12 protein-coding genes and 1 riboswitch are annotated in these 14,555 nt (G+C 66.3%); of the genes, 6 read left to right on the plus strand and 6 right to left on the minus strand.

The window, feature by feature from the left end; all coding sequences use genetic code 11:
- Positions 1–143 precede the first annotated feature (143 nt).
- Positions 144–1,562 carry an MFS transporter gene (locus tag B1400_RS04080; protein ID WP_235607323.1) on the plus strand — a complete coding sequence of 473 codons (1,419 nt, stop codon included), beginning with the start codon at positions 144–146 and terminating at the stop codon, positions 1,560–1,562.
- A gap of 84 nt (positions 1,563–1,646) precedes the next feature.
- On the opposite strand, the gene B1400_RS04085 is transcribed toward B1400_RS04080, so the two are convergent.
- Positions 1,647–3,524 carry an AMP-dependent synthetase/ligase gene (locus B1400_RS04085; protein WP_095613181.1) on the minus strand — a complete coding sequence of 626 codons (1,878 nt, stop codon included), beginning with the start codon at positions 3,522–3,524 and terminating at the stop codon, positions 1,647–1,649.
- A gap of 285 nt (positions 3,525–3,809) precedes the next feature.
- Between B1400_RS04085 and B1400_RS04090 the strand changes: the two genes are divergently transcribed.
- The 4 genes from B1400_RS04090 to B1400_RS04105 all read left to right on the plus strand — a co-directional run bounded on the left by B1400_RS04090 (position 3,810) and on the right by B1400_RS04105 (position 7,387).
- A complete protein-coding gene (locus B1400_RS04090; RefSeq protein WP_095613182.1) occupies positions 3,810–5,375 on the plus strand; it encodes a DUF6508 domain-containing protein in 1,566 nt (521 codons plus the stop codon).
- A 118-nt stretch (positions 5,376–5,493) separates the two neighbouring features.
- Positions 5,494–6,216, plus strand: a complete 723-nt coding sequence (locus tag B1400_RS04095; RefSeq protein ID WP_235607315.1) for a GNAT family N-acetyltransferase — start codon at positions 5,494–5,496, stop codon at positions 6,214–6,216.
- A 12-nt stretch (positions 6,217–6,228) separates the two neighbouring features.
- Complete coding sequence (locus B1400_RS04100) at positions 6,229–7,032, plus strand: MazG nucleotide pyrophosphohydrolase domain-containing protein (protein ID WP_235607316.1); 804 nt, start codon at positions 6,229–6,231, stop codon at positions 7,030–7,032.
- Entirely contained in the window at positions 7,019–7,387 is a 369-nt protein-coding gene (locus B1400_RS04105) for a metallopeptidase family protein (RefSeq protein ID WP_095613184.1), read from the plus strand. Before B1400_RS04100 ends, B1400_RS04105 begins: the two co-directional genes overlap by 14 nt.
- 115 nt (positions 7,388–7,502) lie before the next feature.
- Here B1400_RS04105 and B1400_RS04110 read toward each other — a convergent pair whose 3' ends face one another.
- Entirely contained in the window at positions 7,503–7,862 is a 360-nt protein-coding gene (locus B1400_RS04110; RefSeq protein ID WP_095613185.1) for a YccF domain-containing protein, read from the minus strand.
- Between the two features lie 202 nt (positions 7,863–8,064).
- Positions 8,065–8,176: riboswitch (TPP riboswitch) on the plus strand.
- Here B1400_RS04110 and tenA point away from each other — a divergent pair.
- Positions 8,167–8,916 (plus strand): thiaminase II, encoded by a 750-nt coding sequence (gene tenA / locus B1400_RS04115; protein ID WP_095613186.1) that lies wholly within the window; start codon positions 8,167–8,169, stop codon positions 8,914–8,916. Its footprint overlaps the riboswitch before it by 10 nt.
- Before the next feature lie 205 nt (positions 8,917–9,121).
- Here tenA and B1400_RS04120 read toward each other — a convergent pair whose 3' ends face one another.
- The 4 genes from B1400_RS04120 to B1400_RS04140 form a co-directional block, all read right to left on the minus strand.
- Positions 9,122–9,427, minus strand: a complete 306-nt coding sequence (locus B1400_RS04120) for a YhbY family RNA-binding protein (protein ID WP_095613187.1) — start codon at positions 9,425–9,427, stop codon at positions 9,122–9,124.
- A gap of 114 nt (positions 9,428–9,541) precedes the next feature.
- Positions 9,542–10,375, minus strand: coding sequence for an aldo/keto reductase (locus B1400_RS04125; RefSeq protein WP_407641064.1), 834 nt, complete (start codon positions 10,373–10,375; stop codon positions 9,542–9,544).
- Positions 10,376–11,149: 774 nt separating this feature from the next.
- A complete protein-coding gene (locus tag B1400_RS09930; protein ID WP_235607318.1) occupies positions 11,150–13,726 on the minus strand; it encodes an energy-coupling factor transporter ATPase in 2,577 nt (858 codons plus the stop codon).
- Positions 13,723–14,349, minus strand: coding sequence for an ECF transporter S component (locus tag B1400_RS04140; protein WP_235607324.1), 627 nt, complete (start codon positions 14,347–14,349; stop codon positions 13,723–13,725). The genes B1400_RS09930 and B1400_RS04140 overlap by 4 nt, the downstream gene beginning before the upstream one ends.
- Between the last annotated feature and the right edge of the window lie 206 nt (positions 14,350–14,555).

The following is a 14,555-nucleotide window of genomic DNA, read 5'->3' on the forward strand; positions in this document are numbered from 1 at the left end:
ATCTGCGCGGCGGGACCGTTCCGTTTTTCGGGTGCCGCCGGGAAGGAAGGAGTGTGCCTCTTTTGCGCGAACAGCGAACCAGGGCCACCAGCGCCGCGGTACATGACGGTACGCCGGTCGAGACCACGCCGGGGGACGAGCGGATTCCACGCAGGCTCATCGGCTCGATCATCGCGGTCGGCTCGCTTGCGTTCATCGGCATCCTTACGGAAACGGTCATGACGGTGCTGTTCCCCCAGCTCATGGAGGAATTCGGCGTGAACATGGCCACCGTACAGTGGATCACGACCATCTATCTGCTTTCGGTCGGCGTCACGATGCCGCTGTCCTCGTATCTCAACCGCCGGTTCACGATGAAGTCGACGTTCGTGGCGGCGGTGGCGCTCGCCGTCCTCGGATCGGCGATCATGGTCTTCACATCGCATTTCGCCGTCATCCTGCTGGCGCGTGTCATCCAGGGCGTCGGCTCGGGCGTCGCGACCCCGCTGATGATGAACATCATTCTGCAGCAGTCGCCGCGTTCCAAGGTCGGCAGGCTCATGGGCGTGGGGTCCCTTGTCATCACCGTCGCTCCGGCGATCGGCCCGACGGTCGGCGGAGCGACGGCGAGTGCGTTGCCGTGGCGCAGCATCTTCGTCGTCGTCATCCCCATCGTGCTCATCGTCTCGCTGCCCATCGGATTGGTGTGCATCCAGCAGAGGCGCCCGCTTGAGGAGGCGCGGCTGAACCCATTGCAGTTCCTTGCGATCGTGGTCGGATTGGCCGCGCTCATCCTCGCGATCAACCAGGGCGGTGTGGCGATCAGCGATTCCGTGTCCGGCAAGGACGCGGTGCCCACGATCGTCGTGGCGGTGGCGTCGCTCATAGTCGGCGCCGCTTCGCTCGTGTTCTTCGGCTGGTCCACGAAGCGGTCGTATTCGCCGCTCATCCGTCTGGGATGGATGCGCGACCGCGTCGTCATGTTCCATCTCGCCGCCTATCTGCTCATGCCGATGGTCGGCATCGGCTTCGGCTACGTCATCACGAACCTCGCGCAGCTTTCGCTTGGCACGACGGCGCTCGTCGCGGGCCTGCTTGTGCTGCCGGGCGCGCTCATCGGCGCGTTCTTCGCACCCGTCGGCGGCATGTTCTATGACCGCTATGGTGCGCGGCGCCCGATTCTTGCCGCGTTCACCGCCTGCATCGTGGCGGTCGCGCTGATGTTGGCGTTCTCCATGCACATGACTCCCGCATTGCTCGCCGGACTGTATTTCGTCTTCGGTGTGGGCTACGCGCTCGGCTATTCGAACATCCTAACCTCGGCGCTGCGCGGCGTCGCTCCCGAATTCTCCCCCGATGGCAACGCCGTGTTCAACACGTCGCTGCAGTTCGGCGGCGCCGCCGGCACGACGCTGTTCTCGACCGTGTTCGCGATCGCGCAGGCGGGTGCGGGAGCCCAGGGCACGGCGCGGTTCGCGCATGCGACCGCGGTCGGCGGCGCCTGGACTTTCGGGGTCATGCTGCTCATCGTCATCGTCTCATGGTGCCTGCTGTTCGCCGCCTTCCGGCTGCGGGGACGCTGACGGCGGCCCGGACGCCGGATACGATACGGACGGGGGCGGTTCATTCATTGAACCGCCCCCGTCCCGTCCGCGTGCACCGTTGGACTACTTTTTGCGCGGCACGTAGATGACCGTGTCGATGAGCTTGCGGTAGTGGTCGATGATCTGCTTGCGGCGCGTCTTGAGGCTTGCCGTGATCATGCCGTTGTCCTGTGTGAACTCGTCGGGCAGTATCTCGAACTTGCGGATCGATTCGGCGCGCGAGACGCCCTCGTTCGCCTTGTTGACGATGCGTTCGACCTCCGCGTAGACGATCGGGTTCTTCGAGAGCTCCTCGAGCGAGGCGGCCGGCTCGGCGCCCTGTGACGTGAGCCATGCGTTCGCGTCGTCGAGGTCGAGCGTGATGAGCGCGGCGATGAACGGCTTGCGGTCGCCGATGACGAGGCACTGCGCGACGACCGGCGACGTCATGACCGTCGTCTCCAGCTGGCCGGGGGAGACGTTCTTGCCGCCGGCGGTGATGATGAGGTCCTTCTTGCGGCCGGTGAGCGTGATGAAGCCTTCGTCGTCCACATCACCCAGATCGCCGGTGTGCAGCCAGCCGTCCACGATCTGCTGGGCGGTGACCTCGGGCTGGTTGTGGTAGCCCATGCACACGCTTTCACCCTTGAAGCACAGCTCGCCGTCCTCGGCGACGCCGACCGTCGTCCCGCACAGCGGCTGCCCGATCGTGCCGATGTGGTTGTTCTCCGGCAGGCTCACGCTCACCGGTCCGCAGGTCTCGGTCATGCCGTACCCCTCGAGCAGAGGCATGCCGATGCCGTTGTAGAAGTGCGCCAGATCGGGGTCCATCGGCGCGCCGCCGGTGATCGCGAAGTCGGCGTTCGGCCCGAAGACGGTGCGGATCTTCCTGTAGACGACCCGATCGTAGAAGGCGTGCCGCATCCTGACCGACATCGGCATGCGCTCGCCGGACTGTTCGTAGGACGACCAGTCCTGCGCCGCCCGGACACCGCGCAGGAACATGCGCCCGGCGAGGCCGGTGCCGGCGCGTTGCGACGCGGCGTTGTACACCTTCTCGAATACGCGTGGCACCGCGAGCAGCAGCGTCGGGCCGAAGTTCTCGAAGTCCTTGATGATCGTCTTCATGTTGCTGCTCAGGCCGAGCGTGAGCGTACCCGCGAAGGCGACGATCGTCATGAAGCGCGCGAAGACGTGCGACATCGGCAGGAACAGCAGCAGACGCCGGTCGGGGATGTCGATCGCACGCGGCATGTACTGCAGCGCGTGCATGCATTCGGCCGCCATGTTGCGGTGGCTGATCTCGATGCCCTTGGGCGTGCCGGTCGATCCGGAGGTGTAGATGATCGTCGCGAGCGTGTCGCCGTGCGCGGCCTTGCGGCGCTTCTCGAACTCCTCGTCGTCGACGTGGGCGCCGAAGGCGATGATCGCGCCGACGGCGTCGGACTCGATGATGTAGGTCGCGCGCAGCGACGCGACGTCGGCGTTGATCGATTCGACCTTGTCTCGCTGGCCGTCGTCCTCGGCGAACGCGAGCACGACCGACGCGTCGTTGAAGACGGTGCGGATCTGCGCGGGGGAGTTCGTCTCATAGACGGGGACCGTCACGCAGCCGATCGCCATGATCGCCAGATCGAGCGCGACCCATTCCCAACGGGTGTGCGCGATGATCGCGATCGATTCGCCCGGACGCGCGCCCCATCCGATGAGGCCCTTCGCGATCTGGATGACCTTGTCGCGGAACTCGGCGGCCGAGAACGTCCGCCATGCGCCGGCGTCGTCCTTGTAGCAGACCATCGAACCGTCGGCGTCGCGTTGCACGCGCCGCGCAAGGAAGTCGAAGAGGTTGATGTCCGGGTCGATCGGCTTGTGCAACGGCGTCGTGTACTCCTTGACGATCGCCGTCGCGTTCGTGGCTTCGTCGTCGGTGCGCCCGACGCGCTTCGTGTTGTCTTCGCTCATAGGTATACGATTACTCGATCGCTGATACAAAAGCGTGGCCTGACGTGTCCCTTCCCTACGGTTACGTAAGCGTTCCCGGAGCGTTCCGGAGCGCGTCCCGTGCGTGTCGCGCGCCGACGCGCGTAGTTCGCTATCAGAGAACAAACTGCTATACTAAATGCAGCATTAATACTGAATGATGACTATTGATCGCCCTGTTTTGCTGGTGGCCGATAATCATTTCCTTGAAAGGCGGGGCACAAGGGATAATGCCCCTACGCTCGTAGACCGGTGAAGGAGGCATGCTTGGTCAGGAGACAGTGCATATGCGGCGCCCCGCTGCACGGACTCGACACGCAGGGTCCGCAGATGTTCGGGTTCATCCCCTCGTCGTCGCTCGCCCATTACAACTACGACTGCGAGTTCGACACCGGCGTCACGCTGCCCGGCGGCCGTGTCTTCGAGCACTGCCTGACATGCGGCGCGATGACGCTGTGCGAATACCCGACGCTCGACGGCTCGCTACGCGGCGACGACCCGCTCATCACCTACGGGCCCGGGACCGTCTACGAACAGTGCGACATCGCGTCCGTGCCCGTGACCTACCGGTCGTTCCGCGCGCTCATGTCCTCGGGTGTGACCGGCGGCGTCATGTACTCGCAGGCGTTCCGGACCAACCTCGCCGAGCTGTTCCACACCGACGAGCGGCACATGCCCAGCTGGAAGGTCGCCAAGGACGCGATGCTGGACGTCGCCAACAACGCGCTCGACGAATGGTGGTATGCGTCGATCGGCCGCAACTTCATCGTGCTGTACGAGGACTCCAAGGTGCTGCAGATCGTCAGCGCCTGGCACCGCGTCCCGGGGACGGCGATCAAGAACTCCGACATCGTGCGCATCAACGGCCTCAACGCCGATCCGCTGCGCCACGGCGCGAGCGACACGATCGAGATGGCCGCCGAGCGCGAACTCGAGATCCCCGACGAACGCCGCGCCGCGCTGCGCATCGGCAACCATGCACGCCTGCGCCTCATCGAATCAGGCATCATCATCGGACGCGGCATGCGCGAGCTCGCGTCATGGTCAGGACCGGAGGCGCTCGCGGCGGGCGCCCAGCTGTTCGATCAGGACGCCGTCGTCGGACTCGTCGACACGTCCTTCGGCATACGCCACGCCGTCGTGCGCGACGCGGGACGTGACGAGCAGGTGGAGCTGCTCACGCGCCACGACGTCGTCGCGAAGGTCACCTGCACCTGCGACGTCGCGCAGTCGCGGCACGTGTGCGCGCACATCGTCGCGATGGTGCTCGAGATAGCGCGACGCTACCGTTTCCGCATCGCGTTGCCGACGCCCGCGGAGTCGACGGGCGGCGCGATGACGCGGCCGGGCGGCGCGGCGACGGTCGACCGCGCCATGTTCGGCCACTACGCGGACGTGCTCGACGTGATGCGCGAGGACGAGATCGACGGTCCGCGCTACGACTGGCTCACCGCGTACATCGAACCCTTCGAGACGCCGTCGGCGCCGCTCTACCACGTCGAGTTCCTCACGGCGGCGCCGCTCGCGATGCACAACATGGGATACTGCGTGTACAACGAGGTCGTCCTGAGCTTCATCGACATCGTCATCAACCAGGGCGATCACGACTACGTGCGCACGTTGCGCAGATACGGGCTCGACAAGGACGTGTCGATCCCGATCCTCAACGTCGACACGCTCGACGCCGAGCTCATCGACGCGCTCGTCACGATGATCGTCTACCGGGAGCGCCGCAACGAGGGCTACCTCGCCGAATGCCTCGAAAGCGGGGTCCTCGTGCGGCTGCTCAGGCGGCTGCGCGACATCGACGGCGTCAGCGGGCGGCTCGTGTGACACGGTCCCGCGCCGATGCCGCGGACATCGCGCGGACGTCGCCGGCATCGTCGGGCGGCGCCCACGCCGGAAGGTGAATCGCGGCGTGGCGACGCGTCCGGCGCGTAGCATGTGAGGTATGAACGAAGCAATCACGTATAGGACGCTGCGCCGCGAGGACTACCCGGCGATCACGCAGATGCTGTGCGACGCATGGCACACCGATCCGACGATGGACCACGATCTGGAGATGAAGCTCGCCGAGATCGATCTGGAGCATTGCCTGGGCCGTGCGACGGCCGCGCAGGTGGCCGTCAGCGCGGGCGACGTCGTCGGCGTCGTACTCGGCAGGATCGACTCGCATGAGACGCGCAACGGGCTCAACAGCCACCATGTGCGCAACATGAGGCTGCTCACGTCGCTGCTCGCGTCGTCGCGCGGCCGCAAGGCGTTGCTCGACATGAAGCACTATGAAGACACGAACCTGAAGATGATCGCCGAGGCGAAGAAGGACGGCCACGCCTATCAGGGCGAGCTCGTGCTGCTGCTCGTGCGGCCCGACATGCGCGGCAACGGCGTCGGCGCCCATCTGTTCGAGTGGATGACCGACCGCTTCCGTCAGGCGGGCGTCGAACGCTACTTCCTGTTCACCGACAGCGCGTGCGACTACTCGTTCTACGACAAGGCCGGCCTGACGCGGCGCGCCGAGTCGATCGTGCTCGACAACGAACCGCATACGCCGAAGGAGGACGCCGAGGTGCACGCCGAACACGACGCGCTCGACGACCATCTGCACGCCTTCGTCTATGACAACGAGACGTCGCCGGCGAACGAAGGCGTCAACCCGCTCGGTCGCGACTGAACGATGGCGCATATGCACAAACAGGAGGCCCAAGGCGCCCACCGGCTGCCCGAGGGCTATGAACGATGCCCGAAGCTCGACCCGGTGCGCGAGGCGCCGGACGCGTTCGGGCGTGTGCGCGCGCTCGTGGCGGTGCTGCACGGCCCCGACGGCTGCCCATGGGACGGCGCGCAGACGAACGAGTCGCTCCTCAAGCCGCTGCTCGAGGAGACGTACGAATACATCGACGCCGTCGAGACCGATGATCGCGACAACATGCGCGAGGAACTCGGCGACATGCTGCTGCAGTCGGTGTTCCAGGCGCAAGTGTGCTCCGAGGACCCGGAGGACCCCTTCGACCTCGACGAGGTGTGCGACAGGCTCGTCGACAAGCTCATCACGCGTCATCCGCAGGTGTTCGCGTCCGACGACGGGACGTCGCGGGCGCTCGGGGCGGACGAGACGCTCGCGCTGTGGGAGCGGATGAAGCAACGCGAGAAGCGTCGCGCGTCGGTGCTCGACGGAATCTCGAAGGCGCAGGGCGCGCTGCCGCGCGCCGCGAAGGTCGTTTCGAGGGTCGGCAAGTCGCAGCGGGCGGACGAACTGGACGCCGCCTTCGACGCACCGAGCGCGCTCATGCATGACCACGCCGACCGGATCCTGCGGATTGTGCGCGAGGCGGCGCGCGACGGCGTCGACATCGAACGCGACCTGCGCATGCGGCTGCGCGAGGTCGAGACGGCGGTCGCGGCCATCGAGGCCTCGCACGCCGATGACGCAACGGCGACCGCCGCCATGCACGGCGGCGCGGAGGGAGACGACGATGCAGATCAGTAAACAGGATTTCAACGCCGCCGTGCGCGAGGCGATCGCGGGGCTGCCGCAGAGATTCAAGGACGCGCTGCAGAACATCGCGATCACGACCGCCGACGAACCGACGAAGGAACAGCTCGAATCGGTCGACGCCGAACACGGCGAGCTGCTCGGCCTCTATCAGGGCACGCCGATCACGAAGCGCGGGTTCAGCTTCGCCGGCGAGCTGCCGGACGTCATCACGATCTTCCGCGGCCCGCACGAGCGCGTCTGCCGCACGCACAAGGAGCTCATCACGCAGATCCAGAAGACGGTGCTGCACGAGATCGGACACTACTTCGGCTTCGACGACGCGTATCTGCACTCGCACGGCTACTGACCGGCGTGCGAGTGCCCGGTCCGTCGATCGGTCCTCGCACGGCGTCATGGGATGGGCGCGGCAGATTGTCCGGACGACGCGCCGCCCTCGTCGTTCCGTGCGGATCCGATATGCCTCAGACGATCTGCGAGCCGAAGGGCCACAGGGACAGCTTCGCCATCTTGAATGATTGGATGCCGAAGGGGACGCCAATGATCGTGATGCAGTTGAGCAGGCCGGCGATGCAGTAGCCGATCGCCATCCATACGCCGACGAGCACGACCCAGATGATGTTGAGCAGCAGCGATCCGGCGCCGCCGCCGTAGACGACATGCGTGCCGAAGGGGGTCAGCGTCAGCTTCGCCATCTTGAACGCCTGCACCCCCAGGGGGATGCCGACGATCGTGACGCACAGCACCAGGCCGACGACGAGCCACGCGAACGCGATCTCCAGGCCGCCGAGGATAAGCCACAGGATATTGCCGATCAATCTCATACCAGCAGTATACGGGCGCCTGCCGCTCATCGGTAGTCGCCGCTTACGGGTGGCCGTACCGTCTTACGGGCGGTCGCTCTGGAAGGATGTCCGATGCCGTCGTCCGCAAGCGATCGGCCGGCTGCAGGGCGGCCGCCGGTGGGGGCGCGAAGCGAATCGTCGCGGAATGCTGACATACTGGGGGCGCGCGTCATGCGCAGTACATCACACGCAGGGGAACCCCGCGGCCGTCGCGTCCGGGGTTGAGAAGACCTCGGTCTGACCCTTTGAACCTGTTGGTTGATACCAGCGTAGGGAGTCGATTATGATCACAGCCGAATCCGGCGATGCCTCCGCCATCACGTTGACGAATCTGCCGCCGTTCGCACAGCGGATGCGCGACGCGGCGAATCCGGTATGGGAGGAGGGCTACCAGCAGCCGTTCATCCGCGAACTCGGCGCCGGCACGCTGCCGACGCGCAAGTTCGCGTTCTACCTCAAGCAGGACGAGCTCTATCTCAACGATTACGCGAAAGTGCACGCGCTCGCGCTCACGAAGACCGACGACGCGGAGATCATGAAGTTCATGGTCGACGTGCAGCGTGCGATCTTCGACGTCGAGAAATCACTGCACGGCGACTATCTGGCGTCATACGGCATCACGCCCGAGGAGATGGCCCATGCCAAGCAGTCGGCGTTCGCTCGTGCGTACACGACGCATATGCTCTCGGTCGCCTATGGCGGCGACCTGCTCGACGTGCTCGTCGCCGTGCTGCCATGCGCGTGGGTGTACGCCGACTACGGGCAGCGGCTCGCGGCCGAGTTCGCGGACACGCTCGACGACAACCCGTACAAGAGCTGGATCGACACCTACAAGACCGACGAGTTCTGGCGGTCGTCGGCGTGGCTGCTCGAGCACATCGAACGTCTCGTCGCGCACGCCGACGAAGACAAGCGCGAACGGCTCGTCGAACTGTTCATTCACGGCGTCGAGAACGAATACATGTTCTGGGCGAGCGCGTACGACGAGCAGATGAGCTGGAAGCCGCAGTGGGCGGCGCTCGACGCGCAGTGACCTCGCGGCGGTCGCTCTGGCGCCTCCCGCAGGGAGAGGCGCTTCCCGTAAGAGGTTCCTCCCGTAAAAGGGCGGCCGGCGATCGGCGAAGGATCGGTGACGGCCGCGGAGGGGAGGAGCCCGGAACGGAGTGAGGGGTGCGGTTCGCCTTGATCGGTGAACCGCACCCCTCACGCCTTCTGATATGCGCTTCGCTCGGTGCGCGTCACTCGCGCACGAGGCGGATATGCTCCACGTCGTTGCGCTTCGAGACGCGGAACAGGACGAAGCGGTTGCCGATGACCTGCACGACCTCGGCGCCGAGCGCGGCTGCGAGATGTTCGGCGGCCTCCCGCGCGTCCAAGCCGGAGCCGTCCTGGACCTGCCCCTTGATCAGCTCACGCTTCTCGATCGTCTCGTCCGCCTGCCGGATCGCGGATTCGGTCAGGTCGTTCCTGCCGATGTACACGAGCGGCTTGAGCTGGTTCGCCATCGCGCGCAGCTGCTTCGTCTGCTTCTTCGTCAATGCCATGGGTGTCGTCTTCCTTCTGTGACGTGGTTCATCGATTCATCAAGTGCGTAACCGCGCCATCATATCCGACGCACCCGATCGACGGCCGGCGCAGATCCGCGTCGCCATACGGCATCAGAAGTCGAAGTCGTTCGGGTCGGCGCCGTTGCGCTTGCCGGTGTCCATCGCGCTGATCCTGCGCATGTCCTCGTCGTCGAGTTCGAAATCGAACACATGGATGTTCTGCTGGATACGCGTATCGTGCACCGACTTCGGCAGCACGATCACGTCGCGCTGCAGATGCCAGCGGATGACGACCTGCGCCGACGACTTGCCGTATTTCTCGCCGATCTCGATGAGCCGTTCGTCCTTGAGGAGGTCGCTGCCGGTGCCGCCGAGCGGGCTCCACGCCTCGACGGCGATGCCCAGCGCATGGCAGTAGTCGACCATGTCCTGGTTCGGGAAGGTCGGGGAGGATTCGATCTGGTTCACCGCCGGCTTGACGTCGGTGTGCGCCAGCAGCTCGTCGAGGTGGTTCTTCGCGAAGTTGCTCACGCCGATGGCGCGCGCGCGGCCGCTGCGGTAGATCTCCTGCATCGCGTCCCATGCGTCCTGCCAGCCTTCCGCCGGCCAATGGATGAGGTAGAGGTCGACGTAGTCGGTGCCGAGGCGGTCGAGGCTCTCCTGGAACGCGTCCATCGTGCGGTGCTTGCGGATGTCCTCGTTCCACAGCTTCGTCGTGATGAACACGTCCTCGCGCGGCACGCCGCTCGTGGCGACGGCCTCGCCGACCGACTTCTCGTTGCCGTAGACGCTCGCCGTGTCGATGTGACGGTAGCCGCATTCGAGCGCCGCATGCACGGCGTCTACGGTGGTCTGGCCGTCGGGCGTCTGGAAGACGCCGAGGCCGACCTGTGGGATGAGCACGTCGTTGTTGAGTACGACGTCATGTGTGGTGGGCTTCACGATTCCTCGATTCCTCGTTCGCTGCGACGCCCCCTCGGACGGCTGCGCGTCATGTGCGCCTGATGCGCCGGATGATGCGCGGACGGCCCGAAGGGACTTGTTCCTGTGCGTCCTATCGTAGGGGGCGCCCGCAGCGTATGCGTCGCAATCAGCGATGCGAGGAACGGCGGCCTCCCCGCATCGCCTACGGGCGGTATCTCGGCCATGACGTCCTCGCCGCGCCGAAGACGTCATGTGCTTACGGGCGGTACGCGTCGTCCGGAGGTGCATGGCGGTTTGCTGAGCGGCCGCTTACGGTCCGTAGCCGTTTTACGGAAGGTGGCCGCTTACTGGAAGCGTTCGCTTGGGGCGGCCGTTCGCTACGGGTGGCTGCCCGCCACTTAGGGGGGGCGGACGCCTACGGGAAGCAGCGCCTGCGGATATCGAATCGCTTATGGGCGCTTATGTGCGGTGGAGGCATCCTGCATCGCGGCGATCGATCGTCTACGGGCGATCGCTTACGGGTGGCGATGCCGCGCGGTGCAATATCCGGGATCGTGCATGGACGGATGCGCCAAAAAGGATGTGCGGCTGCCCGTGGTTGCCGGACGGCCGCACATATACGACTCGCGAAGGAAGCCCGTGCACGGCTTGTTCCTTGTGGGAACCGTGGGCGATGACTCCGCTCCGTTGACGTTATCGTCTTCTGTTCGCGAACAGATGAAGATTGTGTCATCAGCTGTTCGCTTGTCGCTGAATCACATCATGCCATACCGTGAGCTGCCTCACATGTTTTGTTCACATATTGAACACATGCGCCACGATGACCAAGGTGATGGTGAGCGCCACGCCGCCGCAGAACAGCCAGTCGCGCGTATGCATCGTCAGCGGATGCCATTGCGTGCGCCGCACGCCCTCCTGGTAGCAGCGGGCGTCCAATGCGAGCGCGAGGTTGTCGGCGTGCCGGATCGCGCCGGCGAACACGGGGATGACTATCGCGCACATCGCACGCACCCGTTTGGCCATACCGCCTGACTCGATCGAGCCGCCGCGGGCCGCCTGCGCGTCGCGAATCGAGACGGCTTCGCGCACGAGCGTGGGAAGGAACCGCAGCGCGAGCGAGAGCACCAGACAGATCTCCTGCACATGGATCCACCGGCGCAACGGATGCAGCATCCGTTCGAAGGCGCTCGACATCGCCGTCGGCGTCGTCGTGAGCAGCACGACCGCCCCGAGGACGATGACGAAGGCGAAGCGGAGCATGTACAGGAGCGCGACATGCACGCCGCCCGTGGTGATCGCCCATCCGCCGACGCGCAGCAGCGGCGTGCCGTCGCGGACGACCGCGAGGTTGAGCAGTCCGGTCACGACGAACAGCGCCAGGAAGACGCGCACCGACGTGAGCAGCCGGCGCACGCCGACGCGGCTCGCGAGCGTGATCGCGGCGGTCGCGGCGAAGCCGACGGCGAGTTGCGGCCACGTCGACATCGCGAAGGCCGTGAACATGAGCGCGAGAATGCCGAGCATCTTCGCGCGCGGATCGAGGGAGGAGATCCAGGAATAGTCGGCGTCGCTCATGGAGATCGTCTCCGACGGCATCGGACGGGACGATTGATCGCAGGGGCGCGGGCCGTCGTCCCGATCCGCGTCGCCGCTACCGGCGGCCCGGGCGGATGCGATGCCGCCGCTCGCGTCGCGGAGGGGGCGGTCGCACCGGTCCGTGCTGCCCGTAACGTTCTCGCAGGGTTCGCCGACGCCGTCGGACGGCGGGAATTCGACGACGACGTCCGCGAGTGCGTGCGCCATCGCGAGGTCGTGCGTGATCATGACGATCGTGACGCCGCGCGCGCGCATGCTGCGGATGATGTCGCGGACGCGCACGCGGGCGGCGTCGTCGAGCGATGCGGTGGGCTCGTCCATGACGAGCACCTTCGGGCGGCATGCGAGCACTCCGGCGATCGCGACGAGCCGCTGCTGGCCGCCTGAAAGCGTGAAGGGGTCGCGGTCCGACAGATGTCCGGCGCCGACGAGGCGCAACGCCTCGTCCACGCGTGCGCGCACGTCCTCGTCGGGAAGCCCCTGGTTGCGCGGGCCGTACGCCACGTCCTGCGCGACGGTGCTCGCGAACAACTGCCGTTCGGGATGCTGCATGATGAAGCCGAGCCGGCGGCGCAGGGCTGCGCGTTCCCTGCGGTTCGCGTGGACGAGTTCGACGTCGGCGACGCGGATCGAACCGGCGTCGGGCTTCAGCAGCGCACACAGCAGCTTCGCGAAGGTCGTCTTGCCCGAACCGTTCCTGCCGACGACCGCGAGCGTCGATCCGGACGCCACCCGCAGTGAGAAGTCGTCGAGTACCGCGGTGGCGCAACCAGGGTAGCGGAAGGTCACATGGTCGAAGACGACGGCCGGCGCCGACGTTACGGGCTGCATCGTTAAGGGCGGCACGTCGTGGACATGCGTCGACGGTGCATCCGGTAGGGCGTCGGCAAGGAAGGGTCTGGTCGTTGGCGGTACATCCCATGGCGAGGCGGAGGGCGGCGTGGTGGGCGTCGCAGGTGCTGCCGGTAGGGAATCGGCGAGAGCGGATGCTGCCGGCAGCGGTACATCATCGGCTGCCATCGGTAGTGGAGGCTGAGAGGCTGCTACAGGTAGCGGATGGGTGCATGCAGGCGAAGAATGGTCGTCCGCCGGATGCAGACGCCCGTGCTCCAGACGCAGTGTGCGCGTCGCATGCGCGAGCTCGGCGGCGTCATGCGTCACGATGATGATCGCGGTGCCGCGGGCCTGGATGTCGTCGAGCGCGGCGAGCACGTCGGCGCGCGCCTCCGGGTCGAGCATCGCCGTCGGTTCGTCGAGGATGAGCAGCCGCGAACGCATCGCGAGCATGCCGGCGATCGCGACGCGCTGCTGCTGTCCGCCCGAAAGATCCGCCGGATTCGCCTCGGCGAACGCGGTCATGCCGACGGTCGCGAGCGCGTCGTGCACGCGCTCGCCGATCTGTTCGCGTGGAGTCGAGAGGTTCTCCGGGCCGAACGCGACGTCCTCGGAGACGACGGTCGTGACGATCTGGTCCTCGGGATTCTGGAAGACGATGCCGATGTCGCGGCGCGCGCGGCGGTAGGCGTCGGCGCGCGCGCCGACGGCGTCGTCGAAGACGGGTACGCCGGCGAGTTCCACGGTGCCGCCGTCGGGGGCGGCGAGTCCCGCGGCGAGCAGCGACAGCGTCGACTTGCCCGAGCCGTTCGACCCGACGAGCGCGACGCGTTCGCCCTCCCGCACGAGAAGGTCGACGCCGTCGAGCGTCCATGTCGTTCCGCCGTCGTAGCTGAACCGCACGCCGCGCATGTCGACGACGGCGTGTGGGGTCGCCGTCACTGCTGTCCCCGGTTGAGCAGCGTGGAGACCGGCTTGTAGACCACGAACGTGATGACGCCGTTGAGCGCGAACTTGATGAGGTTGAACGGCAGCAGCACCGGGACGATGAGCTTCGCGACGTCGGCCATCGACATGTGCGCGTACATCGGCGTGATGACGAGGTTCGCGCCGATGGCGACCGCGAGCGCGAGCAGTGCGCCGACGAGGATGCCGACGAGCGCCGACGCGCGCGTGCGGCGACGACGGTAGATGAGGGCGGCGGGTACGGAAAGGGCGAGCGCCACGAGCACGGACATCAGAGTGCCCCATGGATTCGTGAACAGGTGGGGCAGGAAGCCGAGGACGCTCACGATCGCGGCCGCCGATGGGCCGAACGCGAAGCCGGCGACGAGGCAGACGACGCCGGAGGGGTCGTATTTGAGCCACGGCGCCGCCGGCATGAGCGGGAACTCGATGAAGCTGACGGCCATCGCGAGCGCGACGAACAGCGCGTACATCGCGATGCGGCGCGTGGACCAGCGGCCCACGTCCCCGACGCCCGTCGAATGCGCGTCGTCGGGACGGTGGTCGCGCGATGCGCGCGTGGAATGCGTCGATGGGGTCGGCGTGGCGGCGTCGGCTATGCGGGATGTGCCGCCGGTAGCGGTATCGGCGGCGGATGATGACGTGCTACCGGTAGTGCTAGCGGATGCGTTATCGGTAGTGGGGGAGGACGTGCTGCCGGTAACGGATGACGCCGTGCTGTCGGAAGCGGATGGCGACGTGGTGTTGGTGGTGCTACCGGTAGGGGCGGGGGATGGGGACTTGGCGGCGTCGTCGGTGATTGGAT

Origin of the sequence: Bifidobacterium italicum, from assembly GCF_002286915.1 — a bacterium.
Taxonomy (GTDB): domain Bacteria; phylum Actinomycetota; class Actinomycetes; order Actinomycetales; family Bifidobacteriaceae; genus Bifidobacterium; species Bifidobacterium italicum.